Consider the following 14294-nt stretch of genomic DNA (forward strand, 5'->3'; position numbering starts at 1 on the left):
TCACTACCTTTGAATTGGAACAGGAGTTCTAGCGATAATTTGGGCGACAATCTCTTCCGCTGTGAGCCCGTCAAACTTTGCTTCTGATTTAATGATCATGCGATGAGACAATACATATGGCGCTAAAAACTGCACATCATCAGGGACAACGAATTCCCGTCCATGCATAAACGCATACGCTTGTGCCGCTTTCATCAGCGCAACAGACCCCCGCGGACTTACTCCTAGGTAAACGGACGCGTTCGAACGGCTTCGTTGCACGATGTCAACGATGTAACGCTTAATAGGATCGCTAACGTATACTTTCGTCACCTGCCGCTGCAGCTCCAGCAGCTCATCCAAAGCCATTACAGGGCGAATTCCCTCAATAGGCGGCAATTTTTCCACTCGGCTTAATATTCCCACCTCTTCCTCAGGGGATGGATATCCCATGTTTAGCTTCAATAAAAAGCGGTCTAACTGGGCTTCCGGGAGCGGATATGTTCCTTCATATTCAATCGGGTTTTGCGTTGCCATGACGAAAAACGGACGCGGCAACGGTCTTGTCGCCCCATCCACGGTAACACTTCCCTCTTCCATCGCTTCCAAAAGCGCCGATTGCGTTTTCGGCGACGTACGGTTGATTTCATCGGCCAGCACGATGTTCCCCATAATTGGCCCAGGCTTGTATTCAAATTGCCTCTCTCTCGGGTTATAAATAGACACGCCTGTCACATCGCTCGGAAGCAAGTCAGGGGTGAATTGAATCCGCTTAAACTGCGCGTTGATCGATTTGGCCAGCGCACGCACCAGCATCGTTTTGCCGACGCCGGGAACGTCTTCCAAAAGCACATGCCCTTTGGCCAGCAGTGCAACAAGGCTTAATATCGCTACGTTTCTTTTCCCCACAATCACTTTCTCAATATTTTCTACAACTTGTTCTATAGAAGGTTGTAACATTTCTTTTACCGTCATGAATGAAGCTCCTTTACTTTTAGGATGGCAGTCATATTGTTATGATGATAAAACTTTTGGCTGTGGACATTTCATTTCCTCAATATTTATTTAATATTATAATAACTAATATACATAATTTTTGAAATAATTTTTATTATTAAGGAGGATGGAGATGAAAACATCAAATAGCCAAACCAACAAGAAAAAATGGACCATTATTGGTCCCGGTCTCATTGTCGCGGCTACCGGTGTCGGGGCAGGGGACCTCGTCGCCGCGCTTGTCGCTGGCACGAATTACGCTCTTGTGTTCGCATGGGCAATCATCGTTGGAGCTATCTTTAAATTTGTGTTAAATGAAGGGGTAGGACGCTGGCATTTGCTGAGCGGCAAAACCATTTTTGAAGGCTGGCAGTCGATGGGGAAATGGGCCTCCGGCTATTTTGGCGTCTATGCGCTTATTTGGGGCTTTGTATACGGCGCCGCCGGTACATCTTCGTGCGCCTTGGCGATGTCAGCGATGGTTCCGGCCATTCCTCTCTGGGCTTGGGCAATTATCCATGGAATCGCTGGGTTTGCGATCACTTGGTCGGGCCGTTTTCAACTATTTGAGCGTGTCATGAACGTACTAGTCGGTCTCATGTTTATTACTGTAGTCGGCTCGGCCATTCTCGTTCTTCCGCAGCTGAACGGACTATGGCATACGGCCGTTCCTGACCTGCCGAAAGGATCCCTCCTTTACGCGCTCGGATTAATCGGCGGCGTCGGCGGCTCGATTACAATGGCATCATACGGCTATTGGATTCAAGAAAACGGCTGGAAAGGACCCTCCTACATTTCGCCGATGCGCTATGATTCCGCTATCGCTTACATTGTAACAGCTATCTTTACGTTGTCGCTACTTGTGCTTGGTGCCGCCTTGTTATACGGAACAGACACAAGCATCAGCGGCGAGCAAGGGCTTGTCTCCTTCGCCTCCATTATGGGCAATGAGCTGCATCCGGCAGCGCGCTGGCTGTTTTTGCTTGGATTTTGGTCTGCCTCCTTTACGTCGGTAATCGGCGTATGGAACGGAGTATCATATTTGTTCGCCGATTTTATCCGTAATGTACGAAAATTGAACATTGATAAAGAAAAACTCAATCAAACAAAAGCATTCCGCTTTTACGTCTTTTGGCTCACATTTCCACCGATGCTTTTGCATTTTATCGGCAAACCGGTTGGATTAATTATCGTCTACGGTGCGTTAGGAGCATTATTTATGCCGTTTTTGGCGATTACGCTACTGTGGCTTTTAAATTCGAAAAAAGAGCTACCGGAAGGAAGACGCAACCATTGGCTGTCCAACTTATTGTTGATTCTTTGCCTCGTCTTGTTTGCCGTATTGGCGGTGAACGAACTGCGCAACCTTTTTGCCTGAATAAAAAACATCCTGGAGCTACCAGGATGTTTTTTTCTATCGTCCACCATGTTCTCCATTTTCACCCACTGATCGTATTGCGCGGCGATGACATATCCCATTTTCAGCGCCGCTTCTTTTAGCGCCAATCCCTCGTTAAACGCCAGTTTCGCTGTTCAGCCGCTCGATCATAACCAATGTGCTGGCTTAAGGCGGTCACCAGCATGAGTGAGCGGTCGACATATTCCTTCATTTTGTCTTCATTCGCTTCAAGGCCTTTCGAGCAGTGAATATCAAAAGTATGAATGGCGTCGCCTAACAGTTGCAGCGACTGCATCGCATTATACAGAATAACCCGCTTAAATACGTTCAATTGAAAAATTTCCTTTTCTATAGGAAAAAGCCGGCTGAACACCGGCTTTTCTTTCCATATCCTGAAATATCCGAAGCATTGGTACTATGATTCGTCACAACTATGGATTAAGGGCTTTTTTACAAAGCTGCTTTCTGTTTGGAATCAGCCATCATTACCATGTCTCTGTCTCTCATCTCTTTATTTACTTTATTAGCTTCTTCTAGGTATTCTGTTTCAAACCCGCTTTTTACGGCCCAAACATAAAAACCGAGAGATAAGCATGCAATAATGATCATATCCCAACCATATGGGATGACGTTTATACCCCCGAACTTTTCACTGCCCAAATAGGAGATACACATCATGGATAACAAGTAGACCACCATCCAAATACCTGCCCGGAAATCTTGGTGAAAACCCTTCCATTTCATTTTTGCTTGATAGTAAAAATAAATAGGAAGCCCGATGATCATAATGAACAATACTTGTCCTGTAAGCGGCCAACGCGCCCAATATAGTGTTAAAGAAGCAAAAATAAATCCACATGGCGCAATAATACGCAGCCCTTTGAGACGAAGAGGACGGTACAGATGCTTTCCTGTTCGTCTTAATGTCATGACGGTAACAGGACCAGTAATATAAGAAATTAAGGTAGCAACAGAAATAACCTCTGCCAATACTCCCCAGCCTCTAAATAAGAACAAAAATAAAAAAGATACGGCCAAATTAAAAAACATAGCTGGACGTGGAACTCCGTAAATAGGATGCAGCTTGCCTAAAACATTCGGCAAATATCCATTCTTTTGCATACCGTAAATCATACGCGCTGTTGTAGCAGTATAAGTTGTTCCTGTGCCGGAAGGAGAAACAAAAGCATCAAGGTATAATAAGATTACTAGCCAATTTATATTTAAAGCAATTGCTAAATCAGCAAACGGAGAGTTAAAGTTTAAGTTATGCCAACCGCGCGCAAGCATGGAAGGATCGACAGAACCGATAAAGGCAGCCTGCAACAGGACGTATATAACCGTCGCAATGAGAACAGAACCCACTACCGCAATAGGAATGGAGCGGCCCGGTTTTTTAGCTTCCCCCGCCATATTAACTGGACTTTGAAATCCATTAAACGCAAACACAATACCGGACGTAGCCACCGCCGTCAACACACTTGACCATCCATAAGGCGCCACACTATGACCATAGGTAAAGTTTTCTCCGTGAAAGCCAACAAACAAGAGCGCACCAATGGTTAATCCCGGGATGATAATTTTAAATACGGTTATCAGTGAGTTTGCTTTTGCAAACAAACTTACAGTCCAGTAATTGAGGAAAAAATAAATAAGCATTAACACAGAAGCAATAGCAAGACCTTTTGGCGTAAGCGTTCCGTTTTCTACTAAACTATGTGTCCATTTTGCCCAATCCCATGGCCACGAGCTCATATATTGCACAGAAGCGATTGCCTCCACCGGAATAACGGAAACAATAGCAATCCAGTTCGCCCAGGCAGCAAGAAATCCCACAAAAGATCCATGAGAATACTGTGTATACTTTACCATTCCCCCGGCTTCGGGAAACATGGCACCTAGTTCACTATAAGAAAGAGCGATGCATAGGATAACAACCATACCAATAACCCAAGAAAAAATAGCCGCTGGACCGGCGATTTCGGCGGCCTTCCAGGCGCCAAATAACCAGCCAGATCCTATGATGGAGCCGAGCCCCGTCATCATAAGCGCGAAAGTTCCCATCTTTCGGTGCATAGTATTCATCCATTTTACCCCTTTCATAAGTATGTAGTAACCATAGGGAGACAAAAGGCTGCTTGATAGATCAATTCCACGGGGGCAAATCAATGTATTTTATTTTAATATAATATCAAATATTTTTAAACTAATTAATAAATCAAAATTTGGTATAAGATATTGATATACAAATTCCAGCAACAAAAAAGGACTACCTCCTTTTTATCGGAGGCAGTCCTTGTGTTTATCTGCGGCTAGTTATTACATCATTCCGCCCATGTCAGGCATTCCGTTGTTGCCGCCTTTGTTTTCTTCTGGTTTGTCAGCGACAACTGCTTCAGTTGTTAAGAACATAGCGGCAACAGAAGCTGCGTTTTGAAGTGCGGAACGAGTTACTTTTGTTGGGTCAACGATACCAGCTTCAATCATGTCTACCCATTCACCAGTAGCAGCGTTGAAGCCGATACCAGGTTTTTCTGTTTTTAAGCGTTCAACAATGACAGAGCCTTCCAAACCAGCGTTTTGCGCGATTTGGCGAACTGGCTCTTCAATTGCGCGAAGAACGATTTTCACACCAGTTGCTTCATCGCCTTCTGCTTCAATCGCAGCAACTTTGTTGTATACGTTCATTAATGCTGTACCACCGCCGGCTACGATACCTTCTTCGACAGCGGCACGAGTAGAGTTAAGCGCGTCTTCAATGCGCAATTTGCGTTCTTTCAATTCTGTTTCTGTAGCCGCACCAACTTTGATTACCGCTACGCCGCCAGCTAATTTTGCTAGACGTTCTTGCAATTTTTCGCGGTCGAATTCCGAAGTAGTTTCTTCTAATTGCGCACGGATTTGGTTGATGCGGGCTTTAATGCGTTCAGAATCGCCAGCGCCTTCTACGATTGTTGTATTTTCTTTTGTTACAACAACTTTTGAAGCGCGGCCAAGTGATGCGATTGTTGCAGATTTTAATTCACGTCCTAGCTCTTCGGAGATGACTTCACCGCCAGTTAAGATTGCAATGTCTTCAAGCATTGCTTTACGACGATCACCGAAGCCAGGAGCTTTAACTGCTACGGCAGTGAATGTACCGCGAAGTTTGTTCACTACTAATGTCGCAAGTGCTTCGCCTTCGACATCTTCTGCGATGATTAATAATGGTTTGCCTTGTTGAACTACTTGTTCTAAGATAGGCAAGATGTCTTGGATGTTAGAGATTTTCTTGTCTGTGATTAAGATATATGGATTTTCAAGCACTGCTTCCATTTTTTCAGTATCTGTAATCATGTATGGAGACGCATAACCGCGGTCAAATTGCATACCTTCCACAACATCTAATTCTGTTGTGAAGCCTTTTGATTCTTCTAATGTGATAACACCGTCGTTACCAACGCGTTCCATTGCTTCTGCGATTAATTGGCCAACTTCTTCGTCAGCTGCAGAGATAGCCGCAACTTGAGCAATCGATTCTTTTCCTTTGATTGGTTTGGAGATTGCTTTTAATTCTTCTACTGCCACAGCGACCGCTTTTTCAATACCTTTACGGATGCCCATTGGGTTAGCGCCAGCTGTAACGTTTTTCAATCCTTCGCGGATCATTGCTTGCGCTAAAACTGTTGCCGTTGTTGTACCGTCCCCAGCAACATCGTTTGTTTTGCTTGCAACTTCAGCAACAAGCTTCGCACCCATGTTTTCAAATGGATCTTCTAATTCGATTTCTTTCGCGATCGTTACACCGTCATTCGTAATTAATGGAGAACCGAATTTTTTCTCTAATACAACGTTACGGCCTTTTGGACCTAACGTTACTTTTACCGCATCAGCTAATTTGTCCACACCACGTAACATCGCACGACGAGCTTCTTCGCTGAATTTAATTTCTTTTGCCATACCCCGTTACCTCCTTATGAAATAGAATCGTTAAGTATTTTGGTTAAGTATTTTGTTAAGTATTATTTTTGCATATCTATGTTATCAACGCTATATTAACCAATAACAGCTAAAATATCGCTTTCACGTAAAATTAAGTATTCTTTGCCATCATATTTTACTTCTGTACCAGCATATTTCGAGAAGATAATACGATCGCCAACTTCTACTTCTGGAGCTACACGTTCACCGCTGTCAAGCACGCGACCTTTACCAACAGCAACTACTCTGCCTTCTTGTGGTTTTTCTTTCGCAGTGTCTGGCAATACGATGCCGCTTGCAGTTTTTTCTTCTGTTTCAATCACTTCAATGACAACGCGATCACCTAATGGCTTTAACACGGAAAACAACCTCCTTGATAATAATTTTCTCCGTTCTTATTAGCACTCGTCTTAACTGAGTGCTAACACACTTATAATATTAATGAACTTCTCTTTTTTTTGCAAGTGGGAAACACCAAAAAATAATATGTTTTTTCTCGTTTCCTGCCCTTTTTAATTATTTCACATTTCTACAAAGCTTAAACAACCGTCACCAACTCTTTTTTATCATTTTTTATAGAAGATGTGCTACAATAACGAAAAAGTATCACTATAATTTTTTCGATAAAGGGGTAAGTTTCATTGAAACGACGCTACTGGTATGTCATTATTACGTATGTCATCATGCAGCTATCAGGCATTGCAGGGGTCCCATTGTTGCATTTTCTTGGTGTTGGAAAACATGCAAAAAATGACTTTGTTGCAACAGAGATCGCCTCTGGCTATTGGGCGGTTATCAGCTTTTCCATCGCCTTTCTCATCATTCTCATTTTCTTACGTGAAGATATAAAACAGCGGCACACCCGTTATAGCGTTCCGTTGTCTACGGCATGGATGTGGGCCATTGGCGGCGTCTTTTTAGCCTTGTTTACCCAAAGCATTGCCGCTAATATTGAATGGCGCTTGCTCGGCATCGAGCCCGGTTCAGAAAATACAAAACGAATTGTCGAGATTATTCGAGTCACCCCATTATTGATGGTCGTTACTTCTGTCATCGGACCGATTTTAGAAGAAATTATCTTTCGCAAAATTATTTTCGGAACACTATATCAAAAATATAATTTCTTCATTTCCGCACTAGTTAGTTCTCTTTTATTTGCGGTTGTCCACATGGAGTTCGAACACCTGCTGCTGTATGCGACAATGGGATTTACCTTTGCGTTTCTTTACGCGAAAACAAAGCGTATTTTCGTTCCGATTTTTGCCCACGTCACTATGAATACGTTCGTCGTATTAATACAAACGATATTTGCGGATGAGATAGAAAAAATGATGCGGCAAACAGAACAGATACAACTCATTATTGGAGGCTTTTAGTACGATGAAAAGGTCACCATTACAATTCGCTTTTTTCTATTTCCTTATGGGCATCTTATTCACTTACTTGTCGATTCAAAGTGCGGATGAAACCATTTGGAATTTTTTCACGATCGTTCTTGCGATAATAGCTACGCTTGATTTTGGAACTGCGATACGTCTGTTAGTACTTTACTTTAAAAAATGAACCTCCCGCCGCATTCACGGGAGGTTTTCTTGTTCCGTCTGCGCCAATAGCGCTTTGCGATAAGCTATTTTCGAAATCCAAATGCTCACTTCATATAAAATCGAAAGCGGAATCATAACAATGACTTGTGACAGCACATCTGGCGGCGTAATGGCCGCCGCTAAAATCAATAGCGCTAAATAAGCATATTTGCGCACCTTGATTAATAACATCGGTGTAATCAAGCCAAGCCTTGTTAAAAACATTACAACTACCGGAAGCTGAAATACAATTCCAAATGGCAAGATCAGGTGAAGCAAAAATTCAAAGTATTCATTAATCCCTATCACCTGATGAATGCCGAGACGGGACGCTAAATTTTGCATAAAACGAACGACGAAAGGAAATAAGATGAAATACGCAAAACTAATGCCAGCTAAAAAGAGAAAGATCGAAATCGGAATGTAGCTTAACGTGACTCTTCGTTCCTTTTCATACAGCCCAGGACTGACAAACGCCCAAATTTGATAAAGCAGAACTGGCGCGGTAAGAACAAACGCAAGAACAAACGCAAATTGAACATAAATTTTTATTGGATCTGTTAAACGAAAGGCGTTCATCGTTAATTCCTTCGCTTCGTCCGTTCGCTGCAAATATAAAATGACGGGCTCCACGAAAAAGAAACTAGCAATAAGGGCAATGACAAAAAACACAAGAACAATAATAAGTCGCTTTCGTAATTCTCCCAGGTGTTCGTACACCGACATTTCTTTATCGTCCATACTTCAATCATCCTAACAAATCATAATTGGTCTGGTTTTTTTTCATCCTCGTCTGTTAATCCTTTAGTGGCATCCTTAAATTCCCGCAGCGATTGACCGAGCGATTTGCCCAGCTCCGGAAGTTTTTTCGTTCCAAACAATAATAAAATAACAAGCACAATTAACAAATATTTCACTTTTGATTCTCTCCTTTATCGGCCGGATAATTTTTTAAGAAATAGACTAATGATTGCAATTCAACCGCTAAATCAATATGATGGACACGAATATGTTTCGGTACGTTCAATCGAGCGGGTGTAAAGTTTAAAATTCCTTTAATCCCTTTTTGAACGAGACGGTCCGTAATCCATTGAGCGGCAGGAGCCGGTACGGTCAAAATCGCAACAGGAATTCCTTCGTGAAGGCGATTTTCCAATTCATCCAAATGATATACTGGCACACCGCCAACTTCTTTTCCTACTTTCTTTTGATCGACATCAAATGCCATCACAATTTTTGTATTATTATTTTTTGTAAAATTATAATTTAAAAACGCTGTCCCTAAGTTCCCGACTCCAAATAACGCCACTTCGGTAATTTCATCTTGATCAAGCGTCTTGCGAAAAAAAGATAATAAATAATTGACATTATATCCGTATCCTTTTTTGCCAAGCGCACCGAAATAGGAAAAATCACGACGAATGGTCGCGGGATCAACTTTTACTGCCTCACTTAATTCCGCGGAAGAAACTCGTTGTTTTCCTGAAGCATGTAAATTTTTCAAAAAACGGTAATATAGTGGCAAACGTTTTGCAGTTGCTTGCGGAATTTTTGGTTGTTCATTGTTCATTCGCAAATCCCCCAACACTACTGTTTTCTCGTTGATAATGGCCTGATTTCCCACCTGATTTTTCCACTAAATAGGTTGGGCCAATCACCATCCCTTTATCTAGCGCCTTACACATATCATACACGGTCAGTGCACAAACAGAAGCAGCCGTTAGCGCTTCCATCTCCACACCTGTACTTCCTTTTGTTTTTACCGTTACGGTGATCAGTAATTGGTAAAGCGCTTTTTCTTCCTCGACATGCCATGCAAATTGGATGTCGACACCTTTTAACATAAGAGGGTGGCACATTGGAATTAAATCAGACGTTTTTTTTGCGGCCATAATGCCAGCTACTTGCGCAACAGCAAGCACATCCCCTTTTTCAATCATGCGATTTGTCATTTTCTCGTAAATTTCTTTATTTACGGTCACGCTCGTTTGTGCTACCGCTACTCGAATGGTATCCTCTTTTTCCGTAATATCGACCATTTTTGCACGGCCTTGTTCATTAAAATGTGTAAATGATGACACGCATATCTCCCCCATTTATAAACTATACACTATTTTTGGGCATCTGTCTTTTATCGTTTTGTTTTATTGCGATAAGAAAACAAATTACGCTACACTATTATTGTTAAACGAGAGGTGAACAACAATGATTATTTTACAAGTCAATCAACTGACAAAATATTTCGGTGCTGACCTTATTTTATCGAATATAAAATTAGAAATACAATCCAAAGATAGGATTGCGCTCGTCGGAAGAAACGGAGCAGGAAAATCGACACTGTTAAAAATTATTGCTGGTGAGATGTCTTACGATAGTGGAGAAATCATCAAACCAAAAGAAGTATCGATCGGATATCTTGCTCAAGATAGCGGTCTACACTCCTCTTTATCCATTTGGGAAGAAATGATGACAGTATTTGCTCCTCTAAAAACAATAGAAAAACAATTGCGCCAGATGGAGCTGCAAATGGGAGACCCTGATCTAATCGCTGATTCTTCCCGCTATGAAAAATTATTGAAAGATTATGATGCATTGCAAGAACGCTATAAAGAACAAGGCGGTTATCAATACGAAGCGGATATTCGTTCGATTTTACACGGCTTACAATTTGCGAAATATGACTATATGACGACTCCCGTTCAATCGTTAAGCGGCGGACAACGAACTCGTCTGGCGCTTGGAAAACTGCTTTTAATGAAGCCTGATTTGCTTATTTTGGACGAACCGACAAACCATTTAGACCTTGAAACATTAACATGGCTCGAACAATACTTGCAAACATATCCTGGCGCTATTCTTATCGTATCCCACGACCGCTACTTTCTTGATAAAGTTGTCACCCAAGTATATGAGCTGTCACGGACAACATTGAAACGATACACAGGAAATTATAGCCGTTACTTAGAACAAAAAGCAGCCGAATATGAACGAGAACGAAAACTGTATGAAAAACAACAAGAAGAAATCGCAAAACTCCAAGACTTTATTCAACGCAATATTGCCCGTGCCTCCACAACAAGACGTGCACAAAGCCGGAGAAAACAGTTAGAAAAAATGGAGAGAATGGAAAAACCAGCAGGAGACGAAAAAGTTGCTTCCTTTTCTTTTGACATCGAACGGCAAAGCGGAAATGACGTATTAATCGCTGAAGATGTCGCAGTCGGATATGATGAGAACAAGCCGCTCATTCGCAATATTCGTTTCCGCATCACGCGCGGTGAAAGCATCGCCTTGGTCGGACCGAACGGAATCGGAAAATCAACGTTGTTAAAAGCGATTGTAAACAAACTTCCGCTGCAATCAGGACATTTCCGTTACGGTTCGAACGTGCAAATCGGCTATTACGACCAAAACCAGGCCGATTTGTCCTCGAATAAGCGAGTGCTCGATGAACTTTGGGATGAATACCCTGACAAAACGGAAAAAGAAATCCGCACCGTGCTCGGAAGTTTCTTATTCTCTGGAGACGATGTATTAAAACCTGTATCGGCCTTAAGCGGCGGTGAAAAAGCGAGACTGGCGCTTGCCAAACTGATGATGCAAAAAGCCAATTTCCTTATTTTAGACGAACCGACAAACCATCTTGATTTAGACAGTAAAGAAGTGCTCGAAAACGCCTTAATCGAATATCCCGGAACTATTTTATTCGTTTCTCACGACCGCTATTTTATTAATCGAATTGCCACGAAAGTATATGAGCTTTCTAGTGACGGAATTACCGAGTATTTAGGCGATTATGACTACTATGTCGCAAAAAAGGCGGAAATGCTGGAGCTAGAACGTCTCGCTTCCGAGAAACAAACAGGCCGTTCTCATGAAGAGGCATCATCGAAACTTAGCTACGAACAGGAAAAAGAGGCGAAAAAACTAGAACGACAGAGCAAGCGGCGCATTGAAGAAATTGAAACAGAAATTAGCGAATTAGAACAGCAAATCGCATACATCGACGAACAATTATGCGATCCAGAAATTTATCAAGATCATGAGAAAGTACAAAAATTGACAAAAGAGAATGACGAAATGAAGGAAAAATTAGAAAAATTACTAGAAGAATGGGAAACACTTCATACATTACAATAATAATTGCGAAAAAACATCCACGGTTGTGCATACCCGTGGATGTTTTTTAGTTAGTCACATACCCACAAACTTATCCCCAATTTTTTTCCCACAATTTAAGTTATTCACGGATTTTTCCACATTATCCACAAAAAAATCCGTTTTTATGTGAAAAAATTTGTGGTTATTTCATCCCTAATAAAATAAGATTCTTTCTCTTTTTCCACAATATCCACAATTTGTGGATAAATATATTCACATGATTATTTTTTCAATAAAAAATTGGTTTTTCTTTTTTCTACCATGCCAAACGCTCATAGCTAATCTGTTCAAAGATACTTTATCTCTCTTCCTTTCACTCCGTTGAGCCGAAAAAAGTTACATATTTTTTATATAAAAAAAGAACTTCCTTCAAGACATATCTTGAAAGAAAGTCCTTTCACTAACGTTTACTCTAGTTCTAAACTTGGATCTGCGTTCAATGCCATGTCGGCAAGTTTTCCTTGTGCGAATAAAACAGTTCCTGCCGCCGCAATCATCGCCGCATTGTCGGTACAAAGCGATAAAGGCGGAATAACCAATTCGATATGGTTTAATTCAGCCATTTTTCGCTCCAACTCCGCTCGTAATCCTCTGTTTGCGGCGACTCCGCCCGCAAGCAGCACCTGACGGACATTATATTCTTTTGCTGCGTTGACGGTTTTGGTCACAAGCACATCGATTACGCTCGCTTGAAAGCTGGCTGCCATATCTTTCGGGTCGATGATTTCTCCACGCTGATTCGCGTTATGAAGCGTGTTTAATACCGCTGATTTCAACCCGCTGAAACTAAAATCATATGACCCTTCTTCTAGCCATGCACGAGGCAAATCAATAGTCACCTTTCCTTCCTGTGCAAGACGGTCAATATGCGGTCCGCCCGGATAAGGAAGGTTTAATGCCCTCGCCACCTTGTCATACGCTTCTCCCGCCGCATCGTCTCTCGTTTCGCCGATGACTTGAAACTTGCCATGCTCCTCCATGTACACAAGTTCCGTATGTCCTCCTGAAACAACAAGAGATAACAACGGAAATTTCATTTCCGTAACAAGCTGATTCGCGTAAATATGCCCGGCGATATGATGAACGCCTACAAGCGGAAGACCATGGGCAAACGCTAACGCTTTCGCCGCGTTCACACCAATCAAAAGAGCGCCGACTAATCCTGGACCTTGCGTCACTGCAATAGCACTCAACTGTTGAAACGAAACATCCGCCTTACGCATCGCTTCTTCAATAACAAGCGTAATCTGCTCGACATGGTGGCGCGAGGCGATTTCTGGCACGACTCCTCCAAAGCGTTTATGGCTTTCCATTTGGGAAGCCACAATATTAGACAAAATTTCCGTTCCATTTTTCACAACTGCCGCCGCGGTTTCATCGCAGCTCGTTTCAATTCCAAGAACATATATGTCATGATTCATGATAATTTCACCCACATTACAAGAGCATCTTCTAAATTATCTGGATAATAATGTCTGCGGATACCGCCATTAAGAAATCCTAATTTTCGATATAAAGATTGGGCTACATGATTAGAAACACGAACTTCCAATGTCATAGTGACAGCCCCAAGTTGTTTTGCTGTTTCCATTAATTTGCGCATTAGCGCTTCCCCTAATTTTTTGCCGCGATATTCAGGCAATACAGCTACATTTGTAATATGCGCTTCATCAATGACGACCCACATTCCCGCATAGCCAATGATGCGGCCGTTATGTTCCATTACGATATATTTGGCATAACGATTATAAACAAGCTCATTATAAAATGCTTCTCTGTTCCAAGGAGACGTAAAAGAAGCATGCTCCACTTGCAATACTGCATCAATATCATTTAAGGTCATTGAGCGAAATCGAATTTTCATCCCCATATTTGTTTTCCCCTTTTTGCTTGGCAAGCCATTTTGCTTCTGCCTCGGCAAGGCGAACGTAATTAGGCACAAAAGTATGAATATTCTCTTTTTCTTTATTTTTTCCAAGCAGCGCTAACTCACCTGGGCGAGGCAATTGTAACGAAGACGGCGCAAATTCCGCAAAATCGCCAAGTCGTTGCTGAAACGTTTCTTTATATAAGGCGATATCGGCTCCGATAAATAACACTTTCTCCTGCCTTTCCTGCAGTTTGTGCGCCCATTCATCGGCCAAAACGATTCGGTCACTTTCTATACACTCTAGTTGTACGCCGTTATAGCGATATAATCCTGTATAAATTTGACC

Annotated in this window: 15 protein-coding genes and 1 pseudogene; 4 read left to right on the forward strand and 12 right to left on the reverse strand. The window is 42.1% G+C overall.

The features are described 5' to 3' along the window. Nucleotides 1–3: 3 nt before the first annotated feature. Nucleotides 4–954 (reverse strand): AAA family ATPase, encoded by a 951-nt coding sequence (locus QSJ37_RS17090; RefSeq protein ID WP_285756392.1) that lies wholly within the window; start codon nucleotides 952–954, stop codon nucleotides 4–6. Nucleotides 955–1108: 154 nt separating this feature from the next. Between QSJ37_RS17090 and QSJ37_RS17095 the strand changes: the two genes are divergently transcribed. Continuing rightward, complete coding sequence (locus QSJ37_RS17095) at nucleotides 1109–2353, forward strand: Nramp family divalent metal transporter (RefSeq protein ID WP_285756393.1); 1245 nt, start codon at nucleotides 1109–1111, stop codon at nucleotides 2351–2353. Between the two features lie 44 nt (nucleotides 2354–2397). Here the strand turns inward: QSJ37_RS17095 and QSJ37_RS17100 are convergent. The 4 genes and pseudogenes from QSJ37_RS17100 to groES all read right to left on the reverse strand — a co-directional run. Beyond that, nucleotides 2398–2711 (reverse strand): annotated as a pseudogene (locus QSJ37_RS17100) (class II fumarate hydratase); the annotation flags it as partial. Between the two features lie 113 nt (nucleotides 2712–2824). Then, nucleotides 2825–4459 carry a glutamate/serine transporter AimA gene (locus QSJ37_RS17105; RefSeq protein WP_285756394.1) on the reverse strand — a complete coding sequence of 545 codons (1635 nt, stop codon included), beginning with the start codon at nucleotides 4457–4459 and terminating at the stop codon, nucleotides 2825–2827. A gap of 234 nt (nucleotides 4460–4693) precedes the next feature. Beyond that, on the reverse strand, nucleotides 4694–6313 hold the full coding sequence (gene groL / locus QSJ37_RS17110; RefSeq protein ID WP_285756395.1) for a chaperonin GroEL: 1620 nt from the start codon (nucleotides 6311–6313) through the stop codon (nucleotides 4694–4696). A gap of 95 nt (nucleotides 6314–6408) precedes the next feature. Next, entirely contained in the window at nucleotides 6409–6693 is a 285-nt protein-coding gene (gene groES, locus QSJ37_RS17115) for a co-chaperone GroES (protein ID WP_043903404.1), read from the reverse strand. Between the two features lie 282 nt (nucleotides 6694–6975). Between groES and QSJ37_RS17120 the strand changes: the two genes are divergently transcribed. After that, complete coding sequence (locus tag QSJ37_RS17120) at nucleotides 6976–7710, forward strand: CPBP family intramembrane glutamic endopeptidase (protein WP_285756396.1); 735 nt, start codon at nucleotides 6976–6978, stop codon at nucleotides 7708–7710. A 46-nt stretch (nucleotides 7711–7756) separates the two neighbouring features. Then, nucleotides 7757–7897, forward strand: coding sequence for a YdiK family protein (locus QSJ37_RS17125; RefSeq protein WP_375781777.1), 141 nt, complete (start codon nucleotides 7757–7759; stop codon nucleotides 7895–7897). 14 nt (nucleotides 7898–7911) lie between these two features. Here QSJ37_RS17125 and tatC read toward each other — a convergent pair whose 3' ends face one another. From tatC to moaC, 4 genes are read right to left on the reverse strand one after another with little or no spacing between them, the layout of a single operon-like run. Beyond that, nucleotides 7912–8658 carry a twin-arginine translocase subunit TatC gene (gene tatC, locus QSJ37_RS17130; RefSeq protein ID WP_285756397.1) on the reverse strand — a complete coding sequence of 249 codons (747 nt, stop codon included), beginning with the start codon at nucleotides 8656–8658 and terminating at the stop codon, nucleotides 7912–7914. A gap of 20 nt (nucleotides 8659–8678) precedes the next feature. Continuing rightward, the gene (locus QSJ37_RS17135) at nucleotides 8679–8834 is read right to left on the reverse strand and encodes a twin-arginine translocase TatA/TatE family subunit (protein WP_012748976.1); all 156 of its coding nucleotides are present in this window, start codon (nucleotides 8832–8834) and stop codon (nucleotides 8679–8681) included. After that, a complete protein-coding gene (locus tag QSJ37_RS17140; RefSeq protein WP_285756398.1) occupies nucleotides 8831–9487 on the reverse strand; it encodes a redox-sensing transcriptional repressor Rex in 657 nt (218 codons plus the stop codon). Before QSJ37_RS17140 ends, QSJ37_RS17135 begins: the two co-directional genes overlap by 4 nt. Further along, nucleotides 9477–9998: a cyclic pyranopterin monophosphate synthase MoaC gene (moaC, locus tag QSJ37_RS17145; RefSeq protein ID WP_012748974.1), complete on the reverse strand. Its 522-nt coding sequence runs from the start codon at nucleotides 9996–9998 to the stop codon at nucleotides 9477–9479. Before moaC ends, QSJ37_RS17140 begins: the two co-directional genes overlap by 11 nt. A gap of 124 nt (nucleotides 9999–10122) precedes the next feature. On the opposite strand from moaC, the gene QSJ37_RS17150 reads away from it, so the two are divergent. After that, nucleotides 10123–12057, forward strand: a complete 1935-nt coding sequence (locus QSJ37_RS17150; RefSeq protein ID WP_285756399.1) for an ABC-F family ATP-binding cassette domain-containing protein — start codon at nucleotides 10123–10125, stop codon at nucleotides 12055–12057. Between the two features lie 428 nt (nucleotides 12058–12485). Here the strand turns inward: QSJ37_RS17150 and tsaD are convergent, their stop codons facing one another. The 3 genes from tsaD to QSJ37_RS17165 all read right to left on the reverse strand — a co-directional run. Then, nucleotides 12486–13499 carry a tRNA (adenosine(37)-N6)-threonylcarbamoyltransferase complex transferase subunit TsaD gene (gene tsaD / locus QSJ37_RS17155; RefSeq protein WP_285756400.1) on the reverse strand — a complete coding sequence of 338 codons (1014 nt, stop codon included), beginning with the start codon at nucleotides 13497–13499 and terminating at the stop codon, nucleotides 12486–12488. Beyond that, nucleotides 13496–13948, reverse strand: a complete 453-nt coding sequence (gene rimI, locus QSJ37_RS17160) for a ribosomal protein S18-alanine N-acetyltransferase (RefSeq protein WP_285756401.1) — start codon at nucleotides 13946–13948, stop codon at nucleotides 13496–13498. Before rimI ends, tsaD begins: the two co-directional genes overlap by 4 nt. Beyond that, the coding region (locus tag QSJ37_RS17165; RefSeq protein WP_483313619.1) for a tRNA threonylcarbamoyladenosine biosynthesis protein TsaB at nucleotides 13908–14294 on the reverse strand (387 nt) is incomplete at its 5' end. The genes QSJ37_RS17165 and rimI, both read right to left, overlap by 41 nt.

It is taken from the genome of Parageobacillus sp. G301, from assembly GCF_030268025.1.
In the GTDB taxonomy this organism is placed as follows: Bacteria; Bacillota; Bacilli; order Bacillales; family Anoxybacillaceae; genus Parageobacillus_B; species Parageobacillus_B toebii.